This is a genomic window from Brevundimonas sp. (assembly GCF_046295075.1).
Taxonomy (GTDB): domain Bacteria; phylum Pseudomonadota; class Alphaproteobacteria; order Caulobacterales; family Caulobacteraceae; genus Brevundimonas.
The window spans coordinates 20889-39872 of record NZ_JBKBOC010000004.1; the positions used below are offsets into that span (position 1 = coordinate 20889).

The window sequence follows — 18984 nt, forward strand, 5'->3', positions numbered from 1 at the left end:
GACGCGATTAACCCTGGGCTCTGCTAAGACGGGGTCATGACCGCGCTGAGCGCCCTGCCCCGTCCGACCGCCGAACAGCTGCGTCTGCCGCTGGAGCGCCATGTCGTGGGCGAGGCCTTCGTGACCTCCGACAGCAACGCCGAGGCGGTGCGCGTGCTGGCGCGGTGGCCCGATGGGGCGGGGGCGGTGCTGGCCCTGCATGGGCCGGCGGGATCGGGCAAGAGCCGCCTCGCCGCCGACTGGGCCGAACGGGTCGGGGCCGTGCCGCTGAACGGCGCCGAGGCCGCCGTGATGGATCCGCTGGAGCTGGAAGGCCGGCCCGTGCTGCTGGACCGGGCGGCCGATGCGGACGACGAAAGCCTGTTTCACCTGATCAACCTGGCCAATTCGGGCGGAGGCGCGCTTTTGCTGGTGTCGCGTTCGGCGCCGCGTCAGTGGTCGGTGGACCTGCCCGACCTGCGTTCGCGCCTGGACGCCGTGCGCGCCGTCTCCATCGCGGCGCCCGATGACGCCGTCCTGTCGGCCATCCTTCGCGCCCGCTTCGCCGAGCGCAGCATCACCCCGGCCGACGACGTGATCGACTATCTGGTGCGCCGCCTGGACCGGTCGGCCGAGACCGCCGCCATCGTTGTGGCGCAACTGGACGCCCTGCATCGCCCGGTCACCCGCGTCCTGGCCCGTCAGGTGCTGGATGCGATGGACGCTGCGTTAGACACCGACATCTGAGCCCTAAAAGCCCACATATCGGGATATGCACAGCTTTGCCGTGAAACCGCGCCAGGATGTTGAACGCAAAGCTTGGCCTTGTCGTTGAGCCTGCGGAGCGGCGTTGCGCTCCATGAAACAGGAAACGACCGAATGCGTGCTCAGCTTGTTTTGATTTCCGCCGTCGCCCTGCTTGCGGCCTGTTCCAACTCCGAAGAGACCAAGACCGCCGCCAACGGTGAGCCCGCGGCCGCCGCGCCTGCCGCCTTGACCGCGCCTGAGCCCGGCCTGTGGCAACAGACGGTATCGGGCGCCCAGATGCCCCAGCCGATGACGGTGAAGATCTGTGTCGGCGAAACCGCGCCGGGATCAAACCCTTTCAACGCCCCGCAAGCGCGCGTCACCTGTAGCGAAAACACGGTCAAGTCCACGCCCGGCGGCGCCGAGTTCCACGCCGTCTGCAACGCCCAGGGCATGACCGTCACCTCGGACGGCAAGGTCACGGGCGATATGCGCACCGCCTATAAGGTGGACATCACCACCAAGACCAGCGGCCCCAACGTCCCGCCCACCATGGCTGAAATGAAGATAACCGTCGACGCCAAACGTCTGGGCGATTGCCCCGCCGGCGTCGCGCCGAACACGGTCGTTCAGTAAGCAAACAGGGATCGGGGCGGCCAAGTGTCGCCCCGATCCCTTCACGATTTTATCCGCGCCCGCTTGCGGCCGTCACAGACGCGCGCGAGAACCGGGTCATGACCGACGCCGCCATCCACGACGACACCCGAGGCGAGGAAGTTCCCGCCTCTCGCGCCCCTCAACTGGCGCTGAGCGAAGAGCTGATGGCCTCGCCGACCCGGTTCTTCAATCGGGAGATCTCGTGGTTGGCGTTCAACGAACGCGTGCTGGAAGAGGCGGCGAACCCCAACCACCCGCTGCTGGAGCGGCTGCGGTTCCTGTCGATCTCGGCCAATAACCTGGACGAGTTCTTCATGACCCGCGTCGCCGGCCTGAAGGGCCAGTTGCGCGAGCGCGTGCGCGTCCTGTCCGCCGACGGCCTGACGCCCGCCGAACAGCTGGAGCAGATCAATATCGCCGCCGGCGAGCTGATGGCCGAGCAACAATTGCGCTGGCGTCAGCTGAAGAAGGAACTGACCACGGCCGGGATCGAGGTGGTCGATCGCCAGAAGATCACCAAGACAGAGCGTGATCGGCTGGAGCCCGAGTTCCTGAACCAGCTGTTCGCGGTCCTGACCCCGCTGGCCATCGACCCGGCGCACCCGTTCCCCTTCCTGCCCAACCTGGGTTTCTCGCTGGCGCTGAAGCTGAAGCGCAAGGGCGAGACCAAGACCTTCTACGCCCTGGTGCCGGTGCCGACCCAGGTGCAGCGGTTCTGGCAACTGCCCACCGACGGCCGGTCCACGCCGGGGCACAAGCGGTTCATCACCCTGGAGAACATGCTTCTGCTGTTCATCGACCACCTGTTCCCCGGGTGCGAGGTTCAGGAAAAGGGCGTGCTACGCCTGATCCGCGATTCGGACATCGAGATCGAGGAAGAGGCCGAGGACCTGGTTCTGGAGTTCGAGGAGGCGCTGAAACAGCGTCGCCTGGGCTCGGTCGTGCGGGTCAAGATCGAGGCGTCCATGCCCGCGGACCTGCGCGACTTCATCGTCGGCGAGCTGGAAGCGGCGCCCCAGGACGTGGTTCTGGTGGACGGCATGCTGGGCCTGGCCCAGCTGTCTGACCTGATCGGCGGCGGCCACCCGGACCTGAAGTTCAAGGGCTATGAGCCGCGCTATCCCGAGCGTGTGCGCGACAACGGCGGCGACGTGTTTGCCGCCATTCGCGAAAAGGATCTGCTGATCCACCACCCGTTCGAGAGCTTCGATGTGGTGGTGCAGTTCCTGCGTCAGGCGGCCCGGGATCCCAACGTCATCGCCATCAAACAGACCCTATACCGCACCTCCAAGGACAGCCCCATCGTCGCCGCCCTGATCGAGGCGGCCGAGAACGGCAAGAACGTGACCGCCTTGGTCGAGCTGAAGGCCCGTTTCGACGAGGAGGCCAATCTGCGCTGGGCGCGGGCGATGGAACGGGCCGGCGTCCACGTCGTCTTCGGCTTCGTCGAGTACAAGACCCACGCCAAGCTCAGCGTCGTCGTGCGGCGCGAGGGCGAGGCGCTGAAAACCTATTGCCACTTCGGCACCGGCAACTATCACCCGGTCACGGCCAAGGTTTACACCGACCTGTCGCTGTTCAGCTGCGACCCCGTGCTGGGGCGCGATGCGACCAAGGTGTTCAACTACATCACCGGCTACGCCACGCCGGACCATCTGGAGACCGTGGTGGTCTCGCCGCTGAACATGAAGTCCACGCTGATCGACCTGATCGGCAAGGAGATGTCGGCCGCCGCCATGGGCAAGCCCGCCGCCATCTGGGTCAAGCTGAACTCGCTGGTGGATGTCGAGATCATCGACGCCCTGTATCGCGCCAGCCAATGGGGCGTGCGGATCGATCTGGTCGTGCGCGGCATCTGCTGCCTGCGGCCCGGTGTGACAGGCCTGTCGGAGAACATCCGGGTCAAGTCCATCGTCGGCCGCTTCCTGGAGCACAGCCGCATCGTCTGTTTCGCCAACGGCAAGGACCTGCCGCACGACAAGGCCAAGGTCTTCATCTCCTCGGCCGACTGGATGACGCGCAACCTGGATCGCCGGGTCGAGCTGATGACGCCGATCCGCAACGCCACCGTCCACGACCAGGTGCTGGACCAGATCATGGTCGCCAATCTTAAGGATGATGCGCAAAGCTGGGTTCTGGACGCGGAAGGGCGCTATACACGCGTCACCCCAGCGGACCCGGAGCGGCCCTTCTCGGCCCACAAATATTTCATGACCAATCCCAGCCTGTCGGGCCGAGGCCGCAAGGCCAAGAGCCTGCCTGCCGTCCTGCGTTACGAGCGTCCCGGCCGCTGATGCCCGACATCACGCTTACCGACCGCGACATCGCCGCGATCGACATCGGTTCCAACTCGGTGCGGCTGGTTCTGTACCGGCTGGAGGGCCGGGCGATCTGGACCGTCTTCAACGAGAAGGTGCTGGCCGGCCTGGGCCGCGACCTGCCGACGACACGCAAGCTGTCGCCCGAGGGCGTGGTCATGGCGATGACGGCCCTGCGCCGCTTCGCCGCCGTGCTGGAAGGCGTGCGGCCTGATGCGACCCTGATCGCCGCCACCGCCGCCGTGCGCGAAGCCATCGACGGGCCGGAGTTCTGCCAGCGGGTGGCGGCCGAGACCGGTTTGAACATCCGCGTCCTCACCGGCGAGGAAGAAGCGAAATATGCGGCCATGGGCGTTCTGGCCGGCGCCCCCCTGGCGCACGGCGTCTCGGCCGACATGGGCGGGGCCAGCCTGGAGCTGACCCGACTGAATGGAAACGGGGTCGAGCACGGCCTGACCCTGCCGTTGGGCCCGTTCGCCCTGGCCGACGGCAAGGGATTCGACGCGGAGCGCGTCAAGGCCCGCATCGACCAGGCGCTGAAACCCGTCGCGGCCCAGTTCCAGAGCGATCGCCTCTATGCCGTCGGCGGCGCCTGGCGCACCCTGGCCCAGGTGCAGATGACGCTGAAAGCCTATCCGCTGAGGGTGGTGCATCAGTATCAGATGTCGGCCGACGACGCGCTGGAGACCGCGCGGTTGGTGGCCCAGCAGTCGGTCGCGAGCCTGGCGAAACTGCCCGGCGTGTCCAAGAAACGGGCCGAGACCCTGCCCTACGCCGGACTGGTGCTGGAGGGGCTGACCCAGCACCTGGGCCTGAAGTCGATCGAGATGTCGGCCTGGGGCGTGCGCGAGGGCCTGTTGTTCGAGACGCTGGACGAGGCGACGCGCACGGCCGATCCGCTGCTGGCCGGCTGCAGGGCCTTGGGCGGACGACAGGGCGTAGCCCCGGCCCTGCCCGGCGCGCTGAACGGCTGGATTTCCGAGATCGTCGCGGCCCTGCCCGCTGTGTTCGGCGAGGAACGCGACGCGGTCCTGGTCGCCGCCGCCTGCCGCTTGGCGGACCTGGGCGCGCGGCTGCATCCGGATCACCGGCTGGAACTGGTGTTCGACCAGGTGCTGCGCGCGCCGGTCGCCGGCATCAGCCACGTCGAGCGCGCCTTCCTGGCCAGCGCCCTGAACGCCCGCTATGGCGGGGGTCCAGCCACGCCCCAGCCCGAGATCATCGAGCGGCTGCTGAGCGACGACGCCGCCAAACGCGCCCGCGCCATCGGCCTGGCCATCCGCCTGGCCTGCGACCTGTCGGGGCGTTCGCCACAACTGCTGGCCAATGCGACGGCCAAGGTGAAGGGCGGCGACCTGCGCCTGACGGCGACCGAGGGCTATGCCGACGTTCTGCTGGGCGAACAGACCAAGAAGCGCGCCAAGGCCCTGGCCGAAGCGATGGATCTTGGATTGAAAATCTAAAACTGCCGTCTCCTCCCTGCGAAGCGGGGAGGTGGCGCGGCGCCTTTGCGCCGTGACGGAGGGGTTCTTCACCGCATCACAGGCGCCTGTGGGACTTCAAGAGCCCCTCCACCGCTTCGCGGTCCCCTCCCCATTGCATGGGGAGGAGACTCCGGTCGCTACTCGATCTCGACGATCTCGACGCGCGCGCCGTTCAGCACCAAGGCGATCTCGCCGCGTTTCAGCTTCAGCGCGTCTTCGCCGAACAACTGACGGCGCCAGCCCTTCATCGCGTCCACATCGGCGTCGTCGCTGATGGCGATTTTTTCCAGGTCGGACACGGTGGCGATCAGCTTGGACGCCACGCCGGCGTTGTCGCTCTTGGCCTTCAGCAGCACCTTCAGCAGTTCGACCACCGATGGCGGGGCCGGCTGGCGGTGGGCCGGACGCTCCATGTCAGGCGCGTGCGATTCGGGATCGGCCAGAACCCGCTTCAACTCCTCGGCCAGTTCCAGACCCAGGCGCGACCCGCCGAACCCCTTGGGCACCGAGCGCAGGCGGTTGAAGGCCTCGACATCCGTCGGCGTCTGCTGGGCGATCTCATCGATGCCCTCGTCTTTCAGAATACGGCCGCGCGGCTGATCCCGCTCCTGCGCCGCACGCTCGCGCCACACGGCGACCGCCTTGAAGGCCGCCATATATTTGGCCGAGAACTTCTTGGGTTTCAGCCGCTTCCAGGCGTTTTCGGGATTGGTGTCGTAGAGCGCCGGATCGACCAGACTCTCCATCTCCGACATCACCCAGTCCAGCCGCCCTTCCTTGCTGAGCCGATCGCGCAGCTTGGGATACAGGGCCGCAAGGTGGGTCACGTCGCCCAGCGCATAGACCAGCTGGCTGTCCGACAAGGGACGACGGCCCCAGTCGGTGAAGCGGCTGCCCTTGTCCACCTCGATGCGCAGCATCTGCCGCACCAGCGAATCATAGGCCACCTGTTCGCCGAACCCGGCGGCCATGGCGGCGACCTGGGTGTCGAACATCGGCTTGGGCATGGCCCCCAGGCGCACGAAGATTTCGACGTCCTGGCGACAGGCGTGGAAGACCTTGATGATCTTCTCGTCGCGCAGCAGCGCCAGGAAGGGCTCAAGATCCAGCCCTTCCGCCATCGGATCGATGATCGCGGCGTGTTCGGCCGTGGCCGCCTGGATCAGGCACAGCCTGGGCCAGTAGGTCGTTTCCCGCATGAATTCGGTATCGACCGTGATGAAGGGGGCTGTGGCTACGCGGGCGCAGAATTCGGCCAGCGCCTCGGTGGTGGTGATCGGCGTCATTCCGATGCTATAGCCCCCCGCATCCTACCTGTGGCAAGAGCCGCGCTGCATTTCCGCCCCGATTCAGGCCCGAGATCTCATGAGCGACACCCAAAAGCCTCTCGAAAACGGCCTGACCTACGCCGATGCGGGCGTGGACATCGATGCAGGCGAACTGCTGGTCGAACATATCAAGCCGCTGGCGAAATCGACGGCGCGCCCCGGTTCGGAGCCCTCGCTGGGCGGATTCGGCGCCCTGTTCGACCTCAAGGCCGCCGGGTTCGAGGATCCGCTGATCGTCACCACCACCGACGGCGTCGGCACCAAGCTGAAGATCGCCATCGAGACCGGCCGTCATGACGGCGTCGGGATCGACCTGGTCGCCATGTGCGTGAACGACCTGCTGGCGCAAGGCGCCGAGCCTCTGCTGTTCCTGGACTATTACGCCACCGGCCGTCTGGAGATCGACGCCGCCCGCCGCGTCGTCGCCGGCATCGCCGAGGGCTGCCGCCAGGCCGGCTGCGCCCTGGTCGGCGGCGAGACCGCCGAAATGCCGGGCATGTACACCGACGGCGACTATGACCTGGCCGGGTTCAGCCTGGGCGCGGTCGAGCGCGGCCACGCCCTGCCCTATCTGGATCGCCAGGCGGCCGGCGACATCATCATCGGCCTGGCCTCCACCGGTCCGCACTCGAACGGCTATTCGCTGGTGCGCAGGGTGGTCGAGAAGTCCGGCCTGGCCTGGGGCGACGACGCCCCCTTCGCCAAGGACCGCTCGCTGGCCCAGGCCCTGATGGAGCCGACCCGCATCTATGTGAAGCCGGTTCTGCCGCTGATGAAGGCGGGCCTGATCAAGGGCGCGGCCCACATCACCGGCGGCGGCCTGATCGAGAACCCGCCCCGCTGTATCGCCGAGGGACTGCAGGCGTCGTTCGACTGGGACGCCTGGCCCATGCCCGCCGTCTTCCAGTGGCTGGCCGAGACCGGTGGCATCAGCGACCACGAGATGCGCCGCACCTTCAACTGCGGCGTCGGCTTCATGCTGATCGTCTCGCCCGAGAACGCCGAACCGGTTCTGGCCGCCCTGCTCAACGCGGGCGAGGTCGCATTCGTCTGCGGACAGCTGGAAGCGGCCTGATCTCGTGAAGACGCGCGTCGCCGTCCTAATCTCCGGGGCCGGCTCGAACATGGCGGCCCTGATCGATGCAGGCCAGGCGCCCGACAGCGGCTATGAGGTCGTTCTGGTCCTGTCGAACGTCGAGGGCGCGGGCGGTTTGGCCGTTGCGGCGGCAAAGGGGGTTGCGACCGTCGCCATCCCGCACAAGCCCTTTGGCAAGGATCGCGAGGCGCACGAGCGCATGGTGGACGAGGCCCTGCGCGCCGCCGGGGTCGAGGTCGTGGCCCTGGCCGGATACATGCGCGTGTTGACGCCCTGGCTGGTTGGCGGCTGGCGCGGCCGGATGCTGAACATCCACCCCAGCCTGCTGCCCCTCTATCCCGGCCTCGACACCCACGCCCGCGCCATCGCCGCCGGCGACACCGAGGCCGGATGCACCGTGCATCTGGTGACCGAGGGCGTGGATGAAGGCCCGATCCTGGGCCAGGCCCGCGTGCCGATCGTTCCGGGCGATACGGCGGAAGCCCTGGCCGAACGGGTAAAGACGGCGGAGCACACGCTCTATCAGCAGGTGCTGGGCGCCTTTTGCCGGGATTTGGAACGGGGCTGACGGCCCGAAGATTACAAAAACGTCATGCGACAGACCGCCGCACCGGCGCGATGGTGCCCCCGATCAAAATCGGGACCCAGTCTTCCATGAATCGCATTCGTCTGATGGCCGCCTGCTCGGCCTGTATCGTCGTCGCCCTGACCGGGGGCGCGGCCTCGGCCCAGGACCATTCGCCCCAAGGCCATTCACACGGCGCGCCAGGCATTACGCCCTGGGGCTTCGACCTCGCGGGCCGCGACACGGCGGTCAAGCCGGGCGACGACTTCAACGAATACGCCAACGGCACATACCTGCGCACGACCGAGATCCCGGCCGACAAGGCCCGCTTCGGCCCGTTCGACGTCCTGTATGAAACCGCCCAGTCCCAGCTGAAATCGATCATCGAGACCAGCGCCGCTAACCCGACCAACGCCAACGCCCAGAAGGTCGGCGCCCTGTACGCCAGCTTCATGGACGTGGCGAAGATCGAGCAGTTGGGCGCCGCGCCGCTGGCCGCCGACCTCGCCGCCGTCAAGGCCGTGAGCGACCACGCCGGAATGGCGCGTCTGATGGGCGAAAGCCACTCCGGCTTCGGCGCCTCTCTGTTCGGCATCGACGTGTTCGAGGACCTGCAGAAGCCCGACCTGAACTCGGTCTATCTGGGCCAGGGATCGCTGGGCCTTCCGGACCGCGACTACTATCTGAAGCCCGACTTCGCCGCCCAGCGCGAGGCCTACCTCGCCTATCTGACCACCACCCTGACCGCCATCGGCTGGACCGACCCGGCCAAGGCCGCCGCCGACATCCTGGCCTTCGAGACCAAGGTCGCGGACAAGCAGTGGACCACGGTCGAGCGTCGTCAGATCGACAAGCTCTACAACCCCACCAAGGTCGCGGACCTGGCGACCCTGGCCCCCGGTTTCGACTGGTCCGGCTTCCTGGCCGGCGCCCAGGTGTCGGACGTCGACACCCTGGTGCTGATGGAAAACACCGCCATTCCCGGCATCGCCCAGGTGTTCGCCGACACCCCCATCGAGACGCTGAAGGCCTGGCAGGCGTTCAACGTCGTCGATCAGGCCAGCCCCTATCTGTCCAAGGCCTTCGTTGACGCCCGCTTCGACTTCCGCGGCAAGACCCTGCGCGGCCAGCCCGAGAACCGTCCGCGCTGGAACCGGGGCGTGGCCCTGGTCGATGGCCAACTGGGCGAGGTCCTGGCCCAGGAATACGTTCGCCTGCACTTCCCCGCCTCGTCCAAGGCCCAGATGGAGACCCTGGTCGGCAATATCCGCGCCGCCATGACCGAACGTCTGAAGACCCTGGACTGGATGAGCGAGCCCACGCGCGAGCAGGCCCTCTACAAGATGTCCAAGTTCGGAGTGAAGATCGGCTATCCCGACAAGTGGCGGTCCTATGACGGACTGGAGCTGACCGCCGACGACCTCTACGGAAACGTCGAACGCTCCTCGGCCTTCGAGTGGGCCTACAAACGCGGCAAGATCGGCCAGCCGGTCGATCCGCTGGAATGGGGCATGACGCCCCAGACGGTGAACGCCTATTACAACCCGCCGCGCAACGAGATCGTCTTCCCGGCCGCCATCCTGCAGGCGCCCTTCTTCGATCCGAACGCGGACCCGGCCGTCAACTACGGCGGCATCGGCGCGGTCATCGGCCACGAGATCACCCACGGTTTCGACGACCAGGGCCGCAAGTCCGACGGCGACGGCGTGCTGCGCGACTGGTGGACGCCGGAAGACGCCGCCCGCTTCGAGGCGCGCGCCAAGGTGCTGGGCGACATCTACAACTCGTTGGAGCCCCTGCCCGGCGTGCACGTCAACGGCGACCTGACCATGGGCGAGAACATCGCCGACCTGGGCGGGCTGCTGCTGGCGCTGGACGCCTATCACAAGTCGCTGAACGGCCAGCCGGCGCCTGTTATCGATGGCCTGTCCGGCGACCAGCGCGTCTTCCTGGGCTGGGCCCAGGTCTGGCGCGAGAAGTCGCGCGAGGCGGCGCTGAAGGAACAGCTGACTACCGATCCGCACTCGCCGGGTTCGGTGCGCGCCGCCACCTCGCCGCGCAACATCGACGCCTGGTATGCGGCCTTCGGCGTGTCGCCGGATCAGAAGGAGTATATCGCCCCCGAGGCCCGCGCTCGCATCTGGTAAGCGCCGGACCTCAGACGCAGAAAAGGCCCGGAGCGAAAGCTCCGGGCCTTTTTGTCATCCTGAGCTTTCGCCGTGGATTTAGCGGGGCGTGGTCGCCGCACCGGCGACAGCGCCGATAGCAGCGCCGGCCACGGTCGAACCCGTGTTGCCGCCGACCACTTGACCGGCGACGGCGCCGCCCAGGGCGCCCGTGGCGGCGCGTTGTTCCATCGTCTGACCGCAGGCAGCCAGCAGGGCCACAACGCCGATGACGGGGGCCAGTTTGATCATGGTCTTCATGGGTCTTCTCCGGGAGGGGGATGAATCGATGAAGCTCAAACGACAAGGCCCGCGTCCGGTTCCGGACGCGGGCCTATATAGTCACGCTATCTGAAGAGGACGGATCCTCTTTGCGCTACGCTAGGGACGCGGTCCCTCGCGACTTGAGCGCGATGATGCGCCTTAGCCGACGATCTGGTCGTCGGTGAAGAACTGGGCGATCTCGATCTTGGCGTTGTCCTGGCTGTCAGAGCCGTGGACCGAGTTCTCGCCGATCGACAGGGCGAATTGCTTGCGGATCGTGCCGTCGGCAGCGTCCTTCGGGTTGGTGGCGCCCATGACTTCACGATAGGCGGCGACGGCGTTGTCGCCTTCCAGCACCTGAACGACGACCGGCTCGGCGGTCATCTGCTCGACCAGCTCGCCGTAGAACGGACGCTCGGCGTGGACTTCGTAGAACTTCTGGGCTTGCTCGGTCGTCAGCTTGACGCGGCGTTGGGCGACGATGCGCAGGCCTGCGCCCTCGATGACGGCGTTGATCGCGCCGGTCAGGTTGCGGCGCGTGGCGTCGGGCTTGATGATCGAGAAGGTGCGTTCGGTCATGGAAAGTGACTTCTTGTTGGGAGATTGAGTGTCGCGGGCTTATAGCGACGACCTCCCGAGTTTCCAACTGTCCCTTTTGCATCCCTGACGCACGTCGCACGCAGACTTGCCGATTGAGGGATGTCGCACAATCGAAGAACCTTCGTCGCAATGCTCCAGATCACCGACCTGACCTTCAACGCCTGGGGCCGCAAATTCCTCGTGGACGCCTCCGTCAGCCTGCCGCCCGGCGCCAAGGTCGGACTGGTCGGCCGCAACGGCATCGGCAAGTCCACCCTGTTCAAGCTGATCCTGGGCGAGCTTCACGCCGCCGGCGACGAGATCAGCCTGCCCAAGACCGCCCGTATCGGCTCGGTCGATCAGGAACACCCGGCCACCCCCGTCAGCGTCATCGACACCATTCTGGAAGCCGACGTCGAACGCCACACCCTGCTGGGCCGGCTGGAGACTGCGCCGCCCGAAGAGATGGGCGAGATCTGGGCCCGCCTGATCGAGATCGACGCCGATGCCGCGCCTGCGCGCGCCGCCGAAATCCTGGTCGGCCTGGGCTTCGACCAGGAGAACCAGGCCCGACCGATGTCAGAGTTTTCGGGCGGCTGGCGCATGCGCGTCGCCCTGGCCGCCGCCCTGTTCGCCGAGCCGGACATGCTGCTGCTCGACGAACCGACCAACTATCTCGACCTGGAAGGCGCCCTGTGGCTTGAGGCGCGGCTGAAGAAATACCCGCACACCGCCCTGATCATCTCCCACGACCGCGAGATGCTGAACGAGGTCTGCACCCATATCCTGCACCTCGCGAACCACACCCTGACCCTCTATACCGGCAACTACGACGCCTTCGAAAAGGCGCGCGCCGAAAAGGCCCGGCTGCAACTTTCGGCCAAGGCCAAGCAGGACGCCGAACGCGCCCACCTTCAATCCTTCGTGGACCGGTTCAAGGCCAAGGCCTCCAAGGCCGCCCAGGCCCAGTCACGCATGAAGCGGCTGGAGAAGATGCAGCCCGTGGCCACCACCATCGAGGAACGCGTCGCCCCCTTCACCCTGCCCTCGCCGCCGCGCCCGCTGGCGCCGCCGCTAATCCGGTTGGAGCGGGCCAATGTCGGTTACGACACCGGCAAGCCGATCCTGCGTAACCTGAATCTGCGGATGGACCTGGACGACCGCATCGGTCTGCTGGGCGTCAACGGCGCCGGCAAGTCCACCTTCGCCAAGATGATCGCCGGCGCCCTCAATGTGTCCGAAGGCGAACTTCACCGCGACAGGAAAATGCGCGTGGGCTGGTTCCACCAGCACCAGATCGAGGCGATGGACCCGACGGACACGCCGCTGGAGATCATTCGCCGCGCCATGCCGGATGCGCCCGAAAGCGCGCGCCGATCCAAACTGGCCCAGTTCGGCCTGGGCTATGAAAAGCAGGAGACCACGGTCGACAGCCTGTCGGGCGGCGAGCGCGCCCGCCTGCTGCTGAACATGGTGGCGATGGACGCGCCCCACGTCCTGATCCTCGACGAACCGACCAACCACCTGGACATCGACAGCCGCCGCGCGTTGCTGGATGCGCTGAACGACTACACCGGCGCCGTCATCCTGATCACCCACGACCGGTCGCTGATGGAGATGGTCGCAGACCGCCTGTGGCTGGCCGCCGACGGCACGGTAAAACCCTATGAGGGCGACATGGAGGATTACGCCAAATTCGTCCTCGACCGCGCCAAGGCCGCCATATCCAAGCCCAGCCAGATCAAGAAGGAAGAGGCTGCGGCCGCCGCCCCCGCTCAGAACAACAAGAATCGCAAGAACGACAAGAAATCAGGCCCCTCGCCCTCGACCCTGCGTCACGCGGTCAAGAAGGCGGAGGAGACCATGACCCGCCTGACCGCCGAAATCGCCCGCATCGACGACGACATGGCGACCGCCTCGGTCAACAATCCGAAAGCCCTGGAGGGCCTGACCCGCGCGCGCGCCAAGACCGAAGCCGACCTCGCGACGGCCGAGGCCGCCTGGGTCGCGGCGGAAGAGGCGCTCGCCGAGGTCGCCGGGTGAAACCCATCGAGTTCTCGAAGGACGAACGTGCCGCTGCGACCGGCAAGCTGCGTGACTATTTCGCCCGCGAGCTGGATCAGGAGCTGGGCCAGCTTCCCGCCGAGATGCTGCTGGACTTCATCGGCAAGGAGATCGGTGGCGCCTTCTACAATCGCGGGGTCCGCGACGCCCAGCAACTGGTCCAGCAAAAAGTTGAAGACATCGTCGAGGCGCTCTACCGGCTGGAGCGCCTCGGGTAACGATCGCTGCCGTCGGCAGTGCGAAGCTGCGAGCGGGGCGACACGCGCCCCGCTCGCGCCGCCGTCAGTTGCTGGCGACCTGCATGTAGGTTTCCTCATAGGGCTGGACCACGACCCAACCCTCGCCGGCGAACTTCATCTGGATGCTCTCGCCCGAGCCGCGGCCCACCAGCGTCTTGAATGAAATGTCGGTGGCGATCTCCGGCGACAGGCTTCCCGACCAGGCCACGGTGGCGTTCGGGTCGGTGAACACAGGGCCGGTCGCCGCGCTGACCTTGAGGATCAGCGGGTCATAGTGGGAGGTGATGGCGACGATGCCGCTGCCGCTCAACTTCACGTTGAACAGGCCGCCGGACATCATGCCCGCGACGCGCTTCATCATGGTGATCTGGTTGCTGACGCCGTTTTCCAACGCCAGCACGTCGTTGCCGTTGACGAAGATGGTCTCGTTGTCGAGCCTCAGCAGGGTGATCTTCTTGCCCGTGTCCGCCAGATAGACGCGCCCCTGCCCCTCCACCTTCATCAGCACCATGCCCTCGCCGCTGACGGCCTTCTTCAGCAGGTTGCCGAGACCCTGCTCCATCAGGCCCTGGCGGGTGAACTTCACCTGTCCTGTCCGCGCCACCATGGCCCCGGACTTGGCCCAGACCGACCCGTTCAGCCGCACCTCCAGCAGATACTGGTTCTCCAGCTCGAAGGCTTCGGTGCTGACGTCCTTCTCCTTGTAGGCGGCGACGAACTCGGCGACGGTTTTCACGGGCATGGGAACCTCAAACAGGGTTTTGGAGAAGCTTAGCCTGAGCGAACAACTCTCAATCGCGCAAGCCGTAATATTGCAAACGACTCGCAATCTTATATTATGCGCGCGAACGGGAGTGTGATCATGAGCAGAACCACCATCCACGCCGGCCTGCTGGCCAGCCTGCTCGCGGTCTGGAGCGCGGGCGCCGCCCAGGCGCATTCGCCCTATCTGCGGCCCAACGTCTTCGACGCCACCAACCGCGATCATGTGACGGTCGAGGCCGCCTTCACAGAGGACGTCTTCAACGCCGAGGTGGTCATGCGCTCCGACCACTTCCACATCGTCGGACCCAATGGCGACACGCCGATCACCGCCGTGACCTATCTGCGCGATTTGGCGGTGTTCGAGGCCCCGACGCCGGTGGACGGCCTTTATCGTCTGTCATCCGGTGCGCGCGAGGGTCGTGCAGCCAAGATGTACGAAACACCGTCCGGCTGGAAGATGGTCGGCGAGGAGGACGAAACCCCGCCGCCCGGCGCCGAACTGGTCGACGTCCAGAGCATCACCACGGCCGACGTCTATGTGGTGCGCGGCGCCCCCGACGATGCGGCCTTGAAACCCTCGGGCCAGGGGCTTGAGCTTCAGCCCCTGATCCAGCCCAACGATATCGTCGCGGGCGAGGACGCGCCCCTGCGCCTGCTATTCGACGGCCAGCCGGTCGCCAACGCCGCTGTCACGGTCTTTCGCGAAGCCGGCCAGTACGACGGTCAGAAGATCGAGGCCGAACTGACCACCGACGCTTCGGGCCTGGTGACGCTGAAGGTCGCCGAACCGGGCGCCTACATGACCCAGGTCCGCCACCGCGTCGCCTCGCCCGCCGGCGCCGCGACGCCCTACCGCAGCTATACCCACACCCTGACCTTCATCGCCCACGCAGATTAGGCGTGGCCAACAGCCGCCCGTCACCATAGGCGCCGTCCAGCCGTCCGGTCTGCGCCCAGTCCAGCACCGCCTGATAATAGCCGGGCGCATAGCCGATCGCGGTGCGCTTGCCGTCCACGGCCGTCTCGAACCGGACGATGCCGTGATCGGTGTCGGGATATTCCAGCAGGGTGACCGGCCGCCCCTGCGCCGCCAGGGCGATCAGCCGCTGGCGCGTGGCTTCAGGCGGCGCGCCGGTGTCGTGCTCCGCCTGGATCCAGAGCATGGGCGCGTCCAGGCGGCTCAGCACCGGCAGCGGGTCGTAGTCCCACGAGGTTCCGACATCGAGCACCGGGGCCATGGCGACGATCTGTTCGTTCGGCGTGTTCAGCAAAAAGCCGGTGAACTCGCCCCTGATGTCGGCGAACCATGGCTGGGCGCGATACTTGGCCCGCACCGCCTCCAGACCCGCAAAACCGACCTGGCCGTGAGAGGCGATGAAGGCGCCGGTCACGTCGGTGATCTCACGCGCTTGGGCCAGAACGTCTGCGCCCCGCCCCTTGGCCTTGAGGTCCAGCATCACCTGGTCGCTGTCCTCCGCCAGCGCCCCATAGGCCAGGCCGAAGCCTACCGTGACGAAGTCCACCGGCGTCAGGCTGGCGGCCAGCGGCGCGATCCAGCCGCCCTGGCTGGCGCCGTGAAGGCCGACCCGGCCCGCCCGATCTCCGGCCAGCCGACGGGCTTCGACCACGGCGGCGGCGGCGTCCTCGGCCAGGACGTGGAAGTCCTGGGTATAGCGCCCCTCGGACTCGCCCGAGCCGCGCTTGGCGTAGACGAAGACGCCCACGCCCTCAGCCGGGGCGAACCGCTGGAAGGCGTTGAAGTCCAGCGCATTGGCGCCTTCCGAGCCATGCACCTCGACCATGATGGGGACCCGGCCGTCGCCCGGCGGCAGGATCAGCCGCCCCTTCAGATGCGTCCCGCCCTGGCCGACGAAGGTGGTCTCGCGCTCGTCATGGATCAGGCGGCGACCGGCCTGTTCTTCGAAAACGATCCGGCCCTCGTCGCAGGGTCCGAGTTGAGGCTGCGGGCCTTCGACGCGGGTGGTCGATCCCAGGGTGCTGACCCAGTGCCCTTGGGCGTCCAGCATCATCCTTGATGTGGACCCGTCCAGCCGACGCCACCTCAGGCCCTTGCCCGCCAAGGGCGCGACATCCACCCAACTGCCGTCATCCAGCCGATAGACGCCGACATGACAGACCACGGCCGGATCGGGGCGCTCATCGACATCGGCTCCCGGCGCCTGGGCCAGAGCGGGGACGGCGACGGCGGAAACGATGAGGGTCAGGGCGGCGGCGAGCCAGGATTGCGACATGGATGTTCCGATCAGGTTTGGGTTCTCGCCCAACGCCATTGCCGCACCGCCGCCGGCTCGCTAGGCCCAACTTCGCGAACGGCGCCGTGGGTGCGCGAACGGGACGGCATGGGCCACAGAGCGAAGACCATCATCGGAGCGAAGTCCGCACGACGCTGGGCCGTCGACGCCGTCATGCTCGCCGCCATGGGACTGCTGCTCGGGTTTCTCGGCCCGTTCGATTCGGACAATGCGCCCCTCGCGAGCCGCTATGCCTATTGGATGGTCTGCATGCTGGGCGGCGGGCTGATCGCCGTCGCCGTAGACGAGAGCCTGGGCCGGTGCCTGCCCATCCTGTGGAGACGCGTGGCCGTGACCTCGGCGCTCGCCACGCCGCTGGTGACGCTGTTCGTTGTCGTGACCCAGCACCTGATGTTCGCAGAGCAGCGCTGGTCGATCTATCTGCCGCTGCTGTGGCAGGTCGGGCCCATCATGCTGGCGGCCATGGCGGTCAGGGCCTTGGTCTGGCGACGCCCACCCACGCGGGTCGAGACCCGCACCCTCGTCGTGCCGCCCCTGCCCGAGGCCGAGGCGGCGTTCCGGCAGCGGCTGTCGGCTAAACGACGCGGCGCCCGGCTGATCGCCATCGAGGCGCACGACCATTATCTGAGGGTCCATACCGATGCGGGCTCGGAACTGATCACCCTGCGGTTCGCCGATGCGCTTGACGAACTGGCGCGCGCCCACGGATGGCGGGTCCATCGCTCGTGGTGGGTGGCGGCCGATGCGGTGCAAGAGGTGCGCTGGCGGCGCGGGACGGGCGAAATACGCCTCATCGGCGGCCTGACGGCGCCGGTCAGCCGGACCCATGGTCCTGTGCTGAAACAAGCGGGTTGGCTCTAGAGGCGCCGCCCGCCGGTCGTGCGTGATCGCCCGGTCTGGGCCGGACGATCACGACATAGAACGAAAGCCTATTCCGGCAGGTCTTCGGCCAGAATCGCCATTTCGAACATGAACGAGCCTTCCTCGTCCTCGTCCTCGAAGACGATGCCGATGAACTCGTCGCCGACATAGACTTCGGCCGAGTCATTCTGCTTGGGGCGGGCCTTCAGGATGATGCCGCCAGTGTTGAAGGTGCGCTTGAGGTGGGCCTCGATGCGCTTCAGGTCGGTGTCTTTCACGGGGGGCCTCATGGTCTGAATGTTGGCGGCGGACCCTAGAGACATCGGCGGTTCAGGGAAACCGGCGATGCGCATTTTCCCCTTTTCAGAGGTAACGCATCCACCATTGCGAACTGCGCCGCTTAACGCCGGCGAACCATCGGCAGGCGAACCAGCACGGCACGGCGAGAATGGCCGCCAGCCCCCATAGCCAGGCCACGCCCGGCACGGCGAACCCATCGCCCTGATTGGGACCGAAGGCGGTCAGGGCCGCCAGATTCAACAGGTGCAGCGCATAGATGTGCAGGATGTAGAAGAACAGCGGCGCCGCGCCGAACACGGCCAACAGACCGACCAGCCGATCCGGCGCCTTCTCCAACCCCGCCAGGATCAGAGCCCCGACACCCAGCGTCAGCAGCAGGAAGTCGGCCGAAGGCGGATATTTGGTCAGGTTCAGCACGCTCATCACCGTCTGGATCGGCGTCGCCTGCACGGCCCAGGGCGTCGGATCGCCATAAAGGTTGATCGCCCTCAGCACGACAAACAGCGCCAGCGCGCACAGGCTCGTCAGCACCAGTCGCCGCAGTCGTGTCCTCTGCTCGCCCACGAACCACGGCCCGATGGCGTAACCCAGCGCCGCTACCCCGATCCAGGGCAGCAGAGGATAGGAGGTTCGCACCTGTCCGCCCCAGGGCAGGTCGAGCAGACTGCGATCATGAAGCACAGCCCAGAGCACATGGCCTGGCTGACCGGCCGCGATCGTGATCGGATCCAGCAGATTGTGCCCCAGCACGATCACCAGTCCCACGACGATCAGCGCCGGACGCGGCAGATGCACGAGGGCCGCAAGCGCGATCATCGACAGGCCGATGGCCCAGATGACCTGCAGATAGATGATCTGCGGCGTGAACGAGAAGCTCCAACCGAAACCGACGACCGTCAGTTCCAGAACCACCAGAAACAAGCCGCGCTTCCAAAGGAAGTCGGACGCCGACCTGGCCCCGTTTGCGCCCTGGGCCTGCTTGTTACCATACAGCCACGCTCCCACCCCCGTCAGCGCCAGGAAGATGGGCGCACACAGATGGGCCGACAGCCGCGTGAAGAACAGGGCGGGCGAGGTCGTCTCCACGTTCATCGGGTCCGAGACCTGAGCGTGGATGAAGAACGACTCGCGGGCGTGATCGACCAGCATCAGCAGGATCACCAGCCCGCGCAGGGCGTCGACGGATCGGATCCTCCCGCCCGCCCGGATCGGGGCGGCGGTCGAAGAGGCGAAGGCGGGAACAGGCGTTGCAGTGGTTGACATCGTCATGCCGGAGCGGATAGCCGATACATTATAACGT

Annotated in this window: 18 protein-coding genes; 11 read left to right on the top strand and 7 right to left on the bottom strand. The window is 66.7% G+C overall.

All coding sequences use genetic code 11. From position 1 onward, the window contains the following. Window positions 1-36 precede the first annotated feature (36 nt). From ACK4MH_RS04695 to ACK4MH_RS04710, 4 genes are all read left to right on the top strand, one after another. Window positions 37-726 (top strand): chromosomal replication initiator DnaA, encoded by a 690-nt coding sequence (locus ACK4MH_RS04695; RefSeq protein ID WP_409715437.1) that lies wholly within the window; start codon window positions 37-39, stop codon window positions 724-726. Window positions 727-858: 132 nt separating this feature from the next. Further along, the gene (locus tag ACK4MH_RS04700; protein ID WP_409715440.1) at window positions 859-1362 is read left to right on the top strand and encodes a DUF3617 domain-containing protein; all 504 of its coding nucleotides are present in this window, start codon (window positions 859-861) and stop codon (window positions 1360-1362) included. A gap of 98 nt (window positions 1363-1460) precedes the next feature. Continuing rightward, window positions 1461-3677, top strand: coding sequence for an RNA degradosome polyphosphate kinase (locus ACK4MH_RS04705; protein WP_409715442.1), 2217 nt, complete (start codon window positions 1461-1463; stop codon window positions 3675-3677). After that, window positions 3677-5164, top strand: a complete 1488-nt coding sequence (locus ACK4MH_RS04710) for a Ppx/GppA family phosphatase (protein ID WP_409715444.1) — start codon at window positions 3677-3679, stop codon at window positions 5162-5164. The genes ACK4MH_RS04705 and ACK4MH_RS04710 overlap by 1 nt, the downstream gene beginning before the upstream one ends. A gap of 158 nt (window positions 5165-5322) precedes the next feature. Here the strand turns inward: ACK4MH_RS04710 and rnd are convergent, their stop codons facing one another. Further along, window positions 5323-6471, bottom strand: a complete 1149-nt coding sequence (rnd, locus tag ACK4MH_RS04715) for a ribonuclease D (RefSeq protein WP_135195300.1) — start codon at window positions 6469-6471, stop codon at window positions 5323-5325. 79 nt (window positions 6472-6550) lie between these two features. On the opposite strand from rnd, the gene purM reads away from it, so the two are divergent. From purM to ACK4MH_RS04730, 3 genes are all read left to right on the top strand, one after another. Then, complete coding sequence (purM, locus tag ACK4MH_RS04720) at window positions 6551-7588, top strand: phosphoribosylformylglycinamidine cyclo-ligase (RefSeq protein ID WP_409715448.1); 1038 nt, start codon at window positions 6551-6553, stop codon at window positions 7586-7588. Between the two features lie 4 nt (window positions 7589-7592). Continuing rightward, complete coding sequence (gene purN / locus ACK4MH_RS04725; protein ID WP_409715451.1) at window positions 7593-8177, top strand: phosphoribosylglycinamide formyltransferase; 585 nt, start codon at window positions 7593-7595, stop codon at window positions 8175-8177. An 86-nt stretch (window positions 8178-8263) separates the two neighbouring features. Next, entirely contained in the window at window positions 8264-10321 is a 2058-nt protein-coding gene (locus ACK4MH_RS04730; protein WP_409715454.1) for a M13 family metallopeptidase, read from the top strand. A gap of 78 nt (window positions 10322-10399) precedes the next feature. Here the strand turns inward: ACK4MH_RS04730 and ACK4MH_RS04735 are convergent, their stop codons facing one another. Together ACK4MH_RS04735 and ndk are read right to left on the bottom strand one after the other, a co-directional pair. After that, window positions 10400-10600: a hypothetical protein gene (locus ACK4MH_RS04735; protein ID WP_135195296.1), complete on the bottom strand. Its 201-nt coding sequence runs from the start codon at window positions 10598-10600 to the stop codon at window positions 10400-10402. Between the two features lie 162 nt (window positions 10601-10762). After that, entirely contained in the window at window positions 10763-11182 is a 420-nt protein-coding gene (gene ndk / locus ACK4MH_RS04740) for a nucleoside-diphosphate kinase (protein WP_159844937.1), read from the bottom strand. Between the two features lie 150 nt (window positions 11183-11332). Between ndk and ACK4MH_RS04745 the strand changes: the two genes are divergently transcribed. Next, window positions 11333-13225, top strand: coding sequence for an ABC-F family ATP-binding cassette domain-containing protein (locus tag ACK4MH_RS04745; RefSeq protein WP_409715458.1), 1893 nt, complete (start codon window positions 11333-11335; stop codon window positions 13223-13225). Further along, window positions 13222-13464, top strand: coding sequence for a DUF2164 domain-containing protein (locus ACK4MH_RS04750; protein ID WP_409715461.1), 243 nt, complete (start codon window positions 13222-13224; stop codon window positions 13462-13464). Before ACK4MH_RS04745 ends, ACK4MH_RS04750 begins: the two co-directional genes overlap by 4 nt. 64 nt (window positions 13465-13528) lie before the next feature. On the opposite strand, the gene ACK4MH_RS04755 is transcribed toward ACK4MH_RS04750, so the two are convergent. Continuing rightward, window positions 13529-14227, bottom strand: a complete 699-nt coding sequence (locus ACK4MH_RS04755) for an AIM24 family protein (RefSeq protein ID WP_409715464.1) — start codon at window positions 14225-14227, stop codon at window positions 13529-13531. Window positions 14228-14347: 120 nt separating this feature from the next. Here ACK4MH_RS04755 and ACK4MH_RS04760 point away from each other — a divergent pair, with 120 nt between their 5' ends. Beyond that, window positions 14348-15148, top strand: a complete 801-nt coding sequence (locus tag ACK4MH_RS04760) for a DUF4198 domain-containing protein (RefSeq protein ID WP_409715467.1) — start codon at window positions 14348-14350, stop codon at window positions 15146-15148. Here ACK4MH_RS04760 and ACK4MH_RS04765 read toward each other — a convergent pair. Continuing rightward, the gene (locus ACK4MH_RS04765; protein WP_409715470.1) at window positions 15129-16502 is read right to left on the bottom strand and encodes an alpha/beta hydrolase family protein; all 1374 of its coding nucleotides are present in this window, start codon (window positions 16500-16502) and stop codon (window positions 15129-15131) included. The genes ACK4MH_RS04760 and ACK4MH_RS04765 overlap by 20 nt on opposite strands. Before the next feature lie 90 nt (window positions 16503-16592). Here ACK4MH_RS04765 and ACK4MH_RS04770 point away from each other — a divergent pair, with 90 nt between their 5' ends. Further along, window positions 16593-17384: a LytTR family DNA-binding domain-containing protein gene (locus tag ACK4MH_RS04770; protein ID WP_409715473.1), complete on the top strand. Its 792-nt coding sequence runs from the start codon at window positions 16593-16595 to the stop codon at window positions 17382-17384. A 68-nt stretch (window positions 17385-17452) separates the two neighbouring features. Here ACK4MH_RS04770 and ACK4MH_RS04775 read toward each other — a convergent pair whose 3' ends face one another. Then, the gene (locus ACK4MH_RS04775) at window positions 17453-17662 is read right to left on the bottom strand and encodes a DUF3126 family protein (protein WP_135195287.1); all 210 of its coding nucleotides are present in this window, start codon (window positions 17660-17662) and stop codon (window positions 17453-17455) included. A gap of 85 nt (window positions 17663-17747) precedes the next feature. Further along, a complete protein-coding gene (locus ACK4MH_RS04780) occupies window positions 17748-18947 on the bottom strand; it encodes a DUF1624 domain-containing protein (protein WP_409715476.1) in 1200 nt (399 codons plus the stop codon). Between the last annotated feature and the right edge of the window lie 37 nt (window positions 18948-18984).

Bases quoted from the DNA above. Each gene is read 5' to 3' on its own strand.
- ACK4MH_RS04695 (WP_409715437.1), top strand. From the start codon at position 37: ATGACCGCGCTGAGCGCCCTGCCCCGTCCGACCGCCGAACAGCTGCGT.
- ACK4MH_RS04700 (WP_409715440.1), top strand. From the start codon at position 859: ATGCGTGCTCAGCTTGTTTTGATTTCCGCCGTCGCCCTGCTTGCGGCC.
- ACK4MH_RS04705 (WP_409715442.1), top strand. From the start codon at position 1,461: ATGACCGACGCCGCCATCCACGACGACACCCGAGGCGAGGAAGTTCCC.
- ACK4MH_RS04710 (WP_409715444.1), top strand. From the start codon at position 3,677: ATGCCCGACATCACGCTTACCGACCGCGACATCGCCGCGATCGACATC.
- rnd (WP_135195300.1), bottom strand. From the start codon at position 6,471: ATGACGCCGATCACCACCACCGAGGCGCTGGCCGAATTCTGCGCCCGC.
- purM (WP_409715448.1), top strand. From the start codon at position 6,551: ATGAGCGACACCCAAAAGCCTCTCGAAAACGGCCTGACCTACGCCGAT.
- ACK4MH_RS04730 (WP_409715454.1), top strand. From the start codon at position 8,264: ATGAATCGCATTCGTCTGATGGCCGCCTGCTCGGCCTGTATCGTCGTC.
- ACK4MH_RS04735 (WP_135195296.1), bottom strand. From the start codon at position 10,600: ATGAAGACCATGATCAAACTGGCCCCCGTCATCGGCGTTGTGGCCCTG.
- ndk (WP_159844937.1), bottom strand. From the start codon at position 11,182: ATGACCGAACGCACCTTCTCGATCATCAAGCCCGACGCCACGCGCCGC.
- ACK4MH_RS04745 (WP_409715458.1), top strand. From the start codon at position 11,333: ATGCTCCAGATCACCGACCTGACCTTCAACGCCTGGGGCCGCAAATTC.
- ACK4MH_RS04755 (WP_409715464.1), bottom strand. From the start codon at position 14,227: ATGCCCGTGAAAACCGTCGCCGAGTTCGTCGCCGCCTACAAGGAGAAG.
- ACK4MH_RS04760 (WP_409715467.1), top strand. From the start codon at position 14,348: ATGAGCAGAACCACCATCCACGCCGGCCTGCTGGCCAGCCTGCTCGCG.
- ACK4MH_RS04765 (WP_409715470.1), bottom strand. From the start codon at position 16,502: ATGTCGCAATCCTGGCTCGCCGCCGCCCTGACCCTCATCGTTTCCGCC.
- ACK4MH_RS04780 (WP_409715476.1), bottom strand. From the start codon at position 18,947: ATGTCAACCACTGCAACGCCTGTTCCCGCCTTCGCCTCTTCGACCGCC.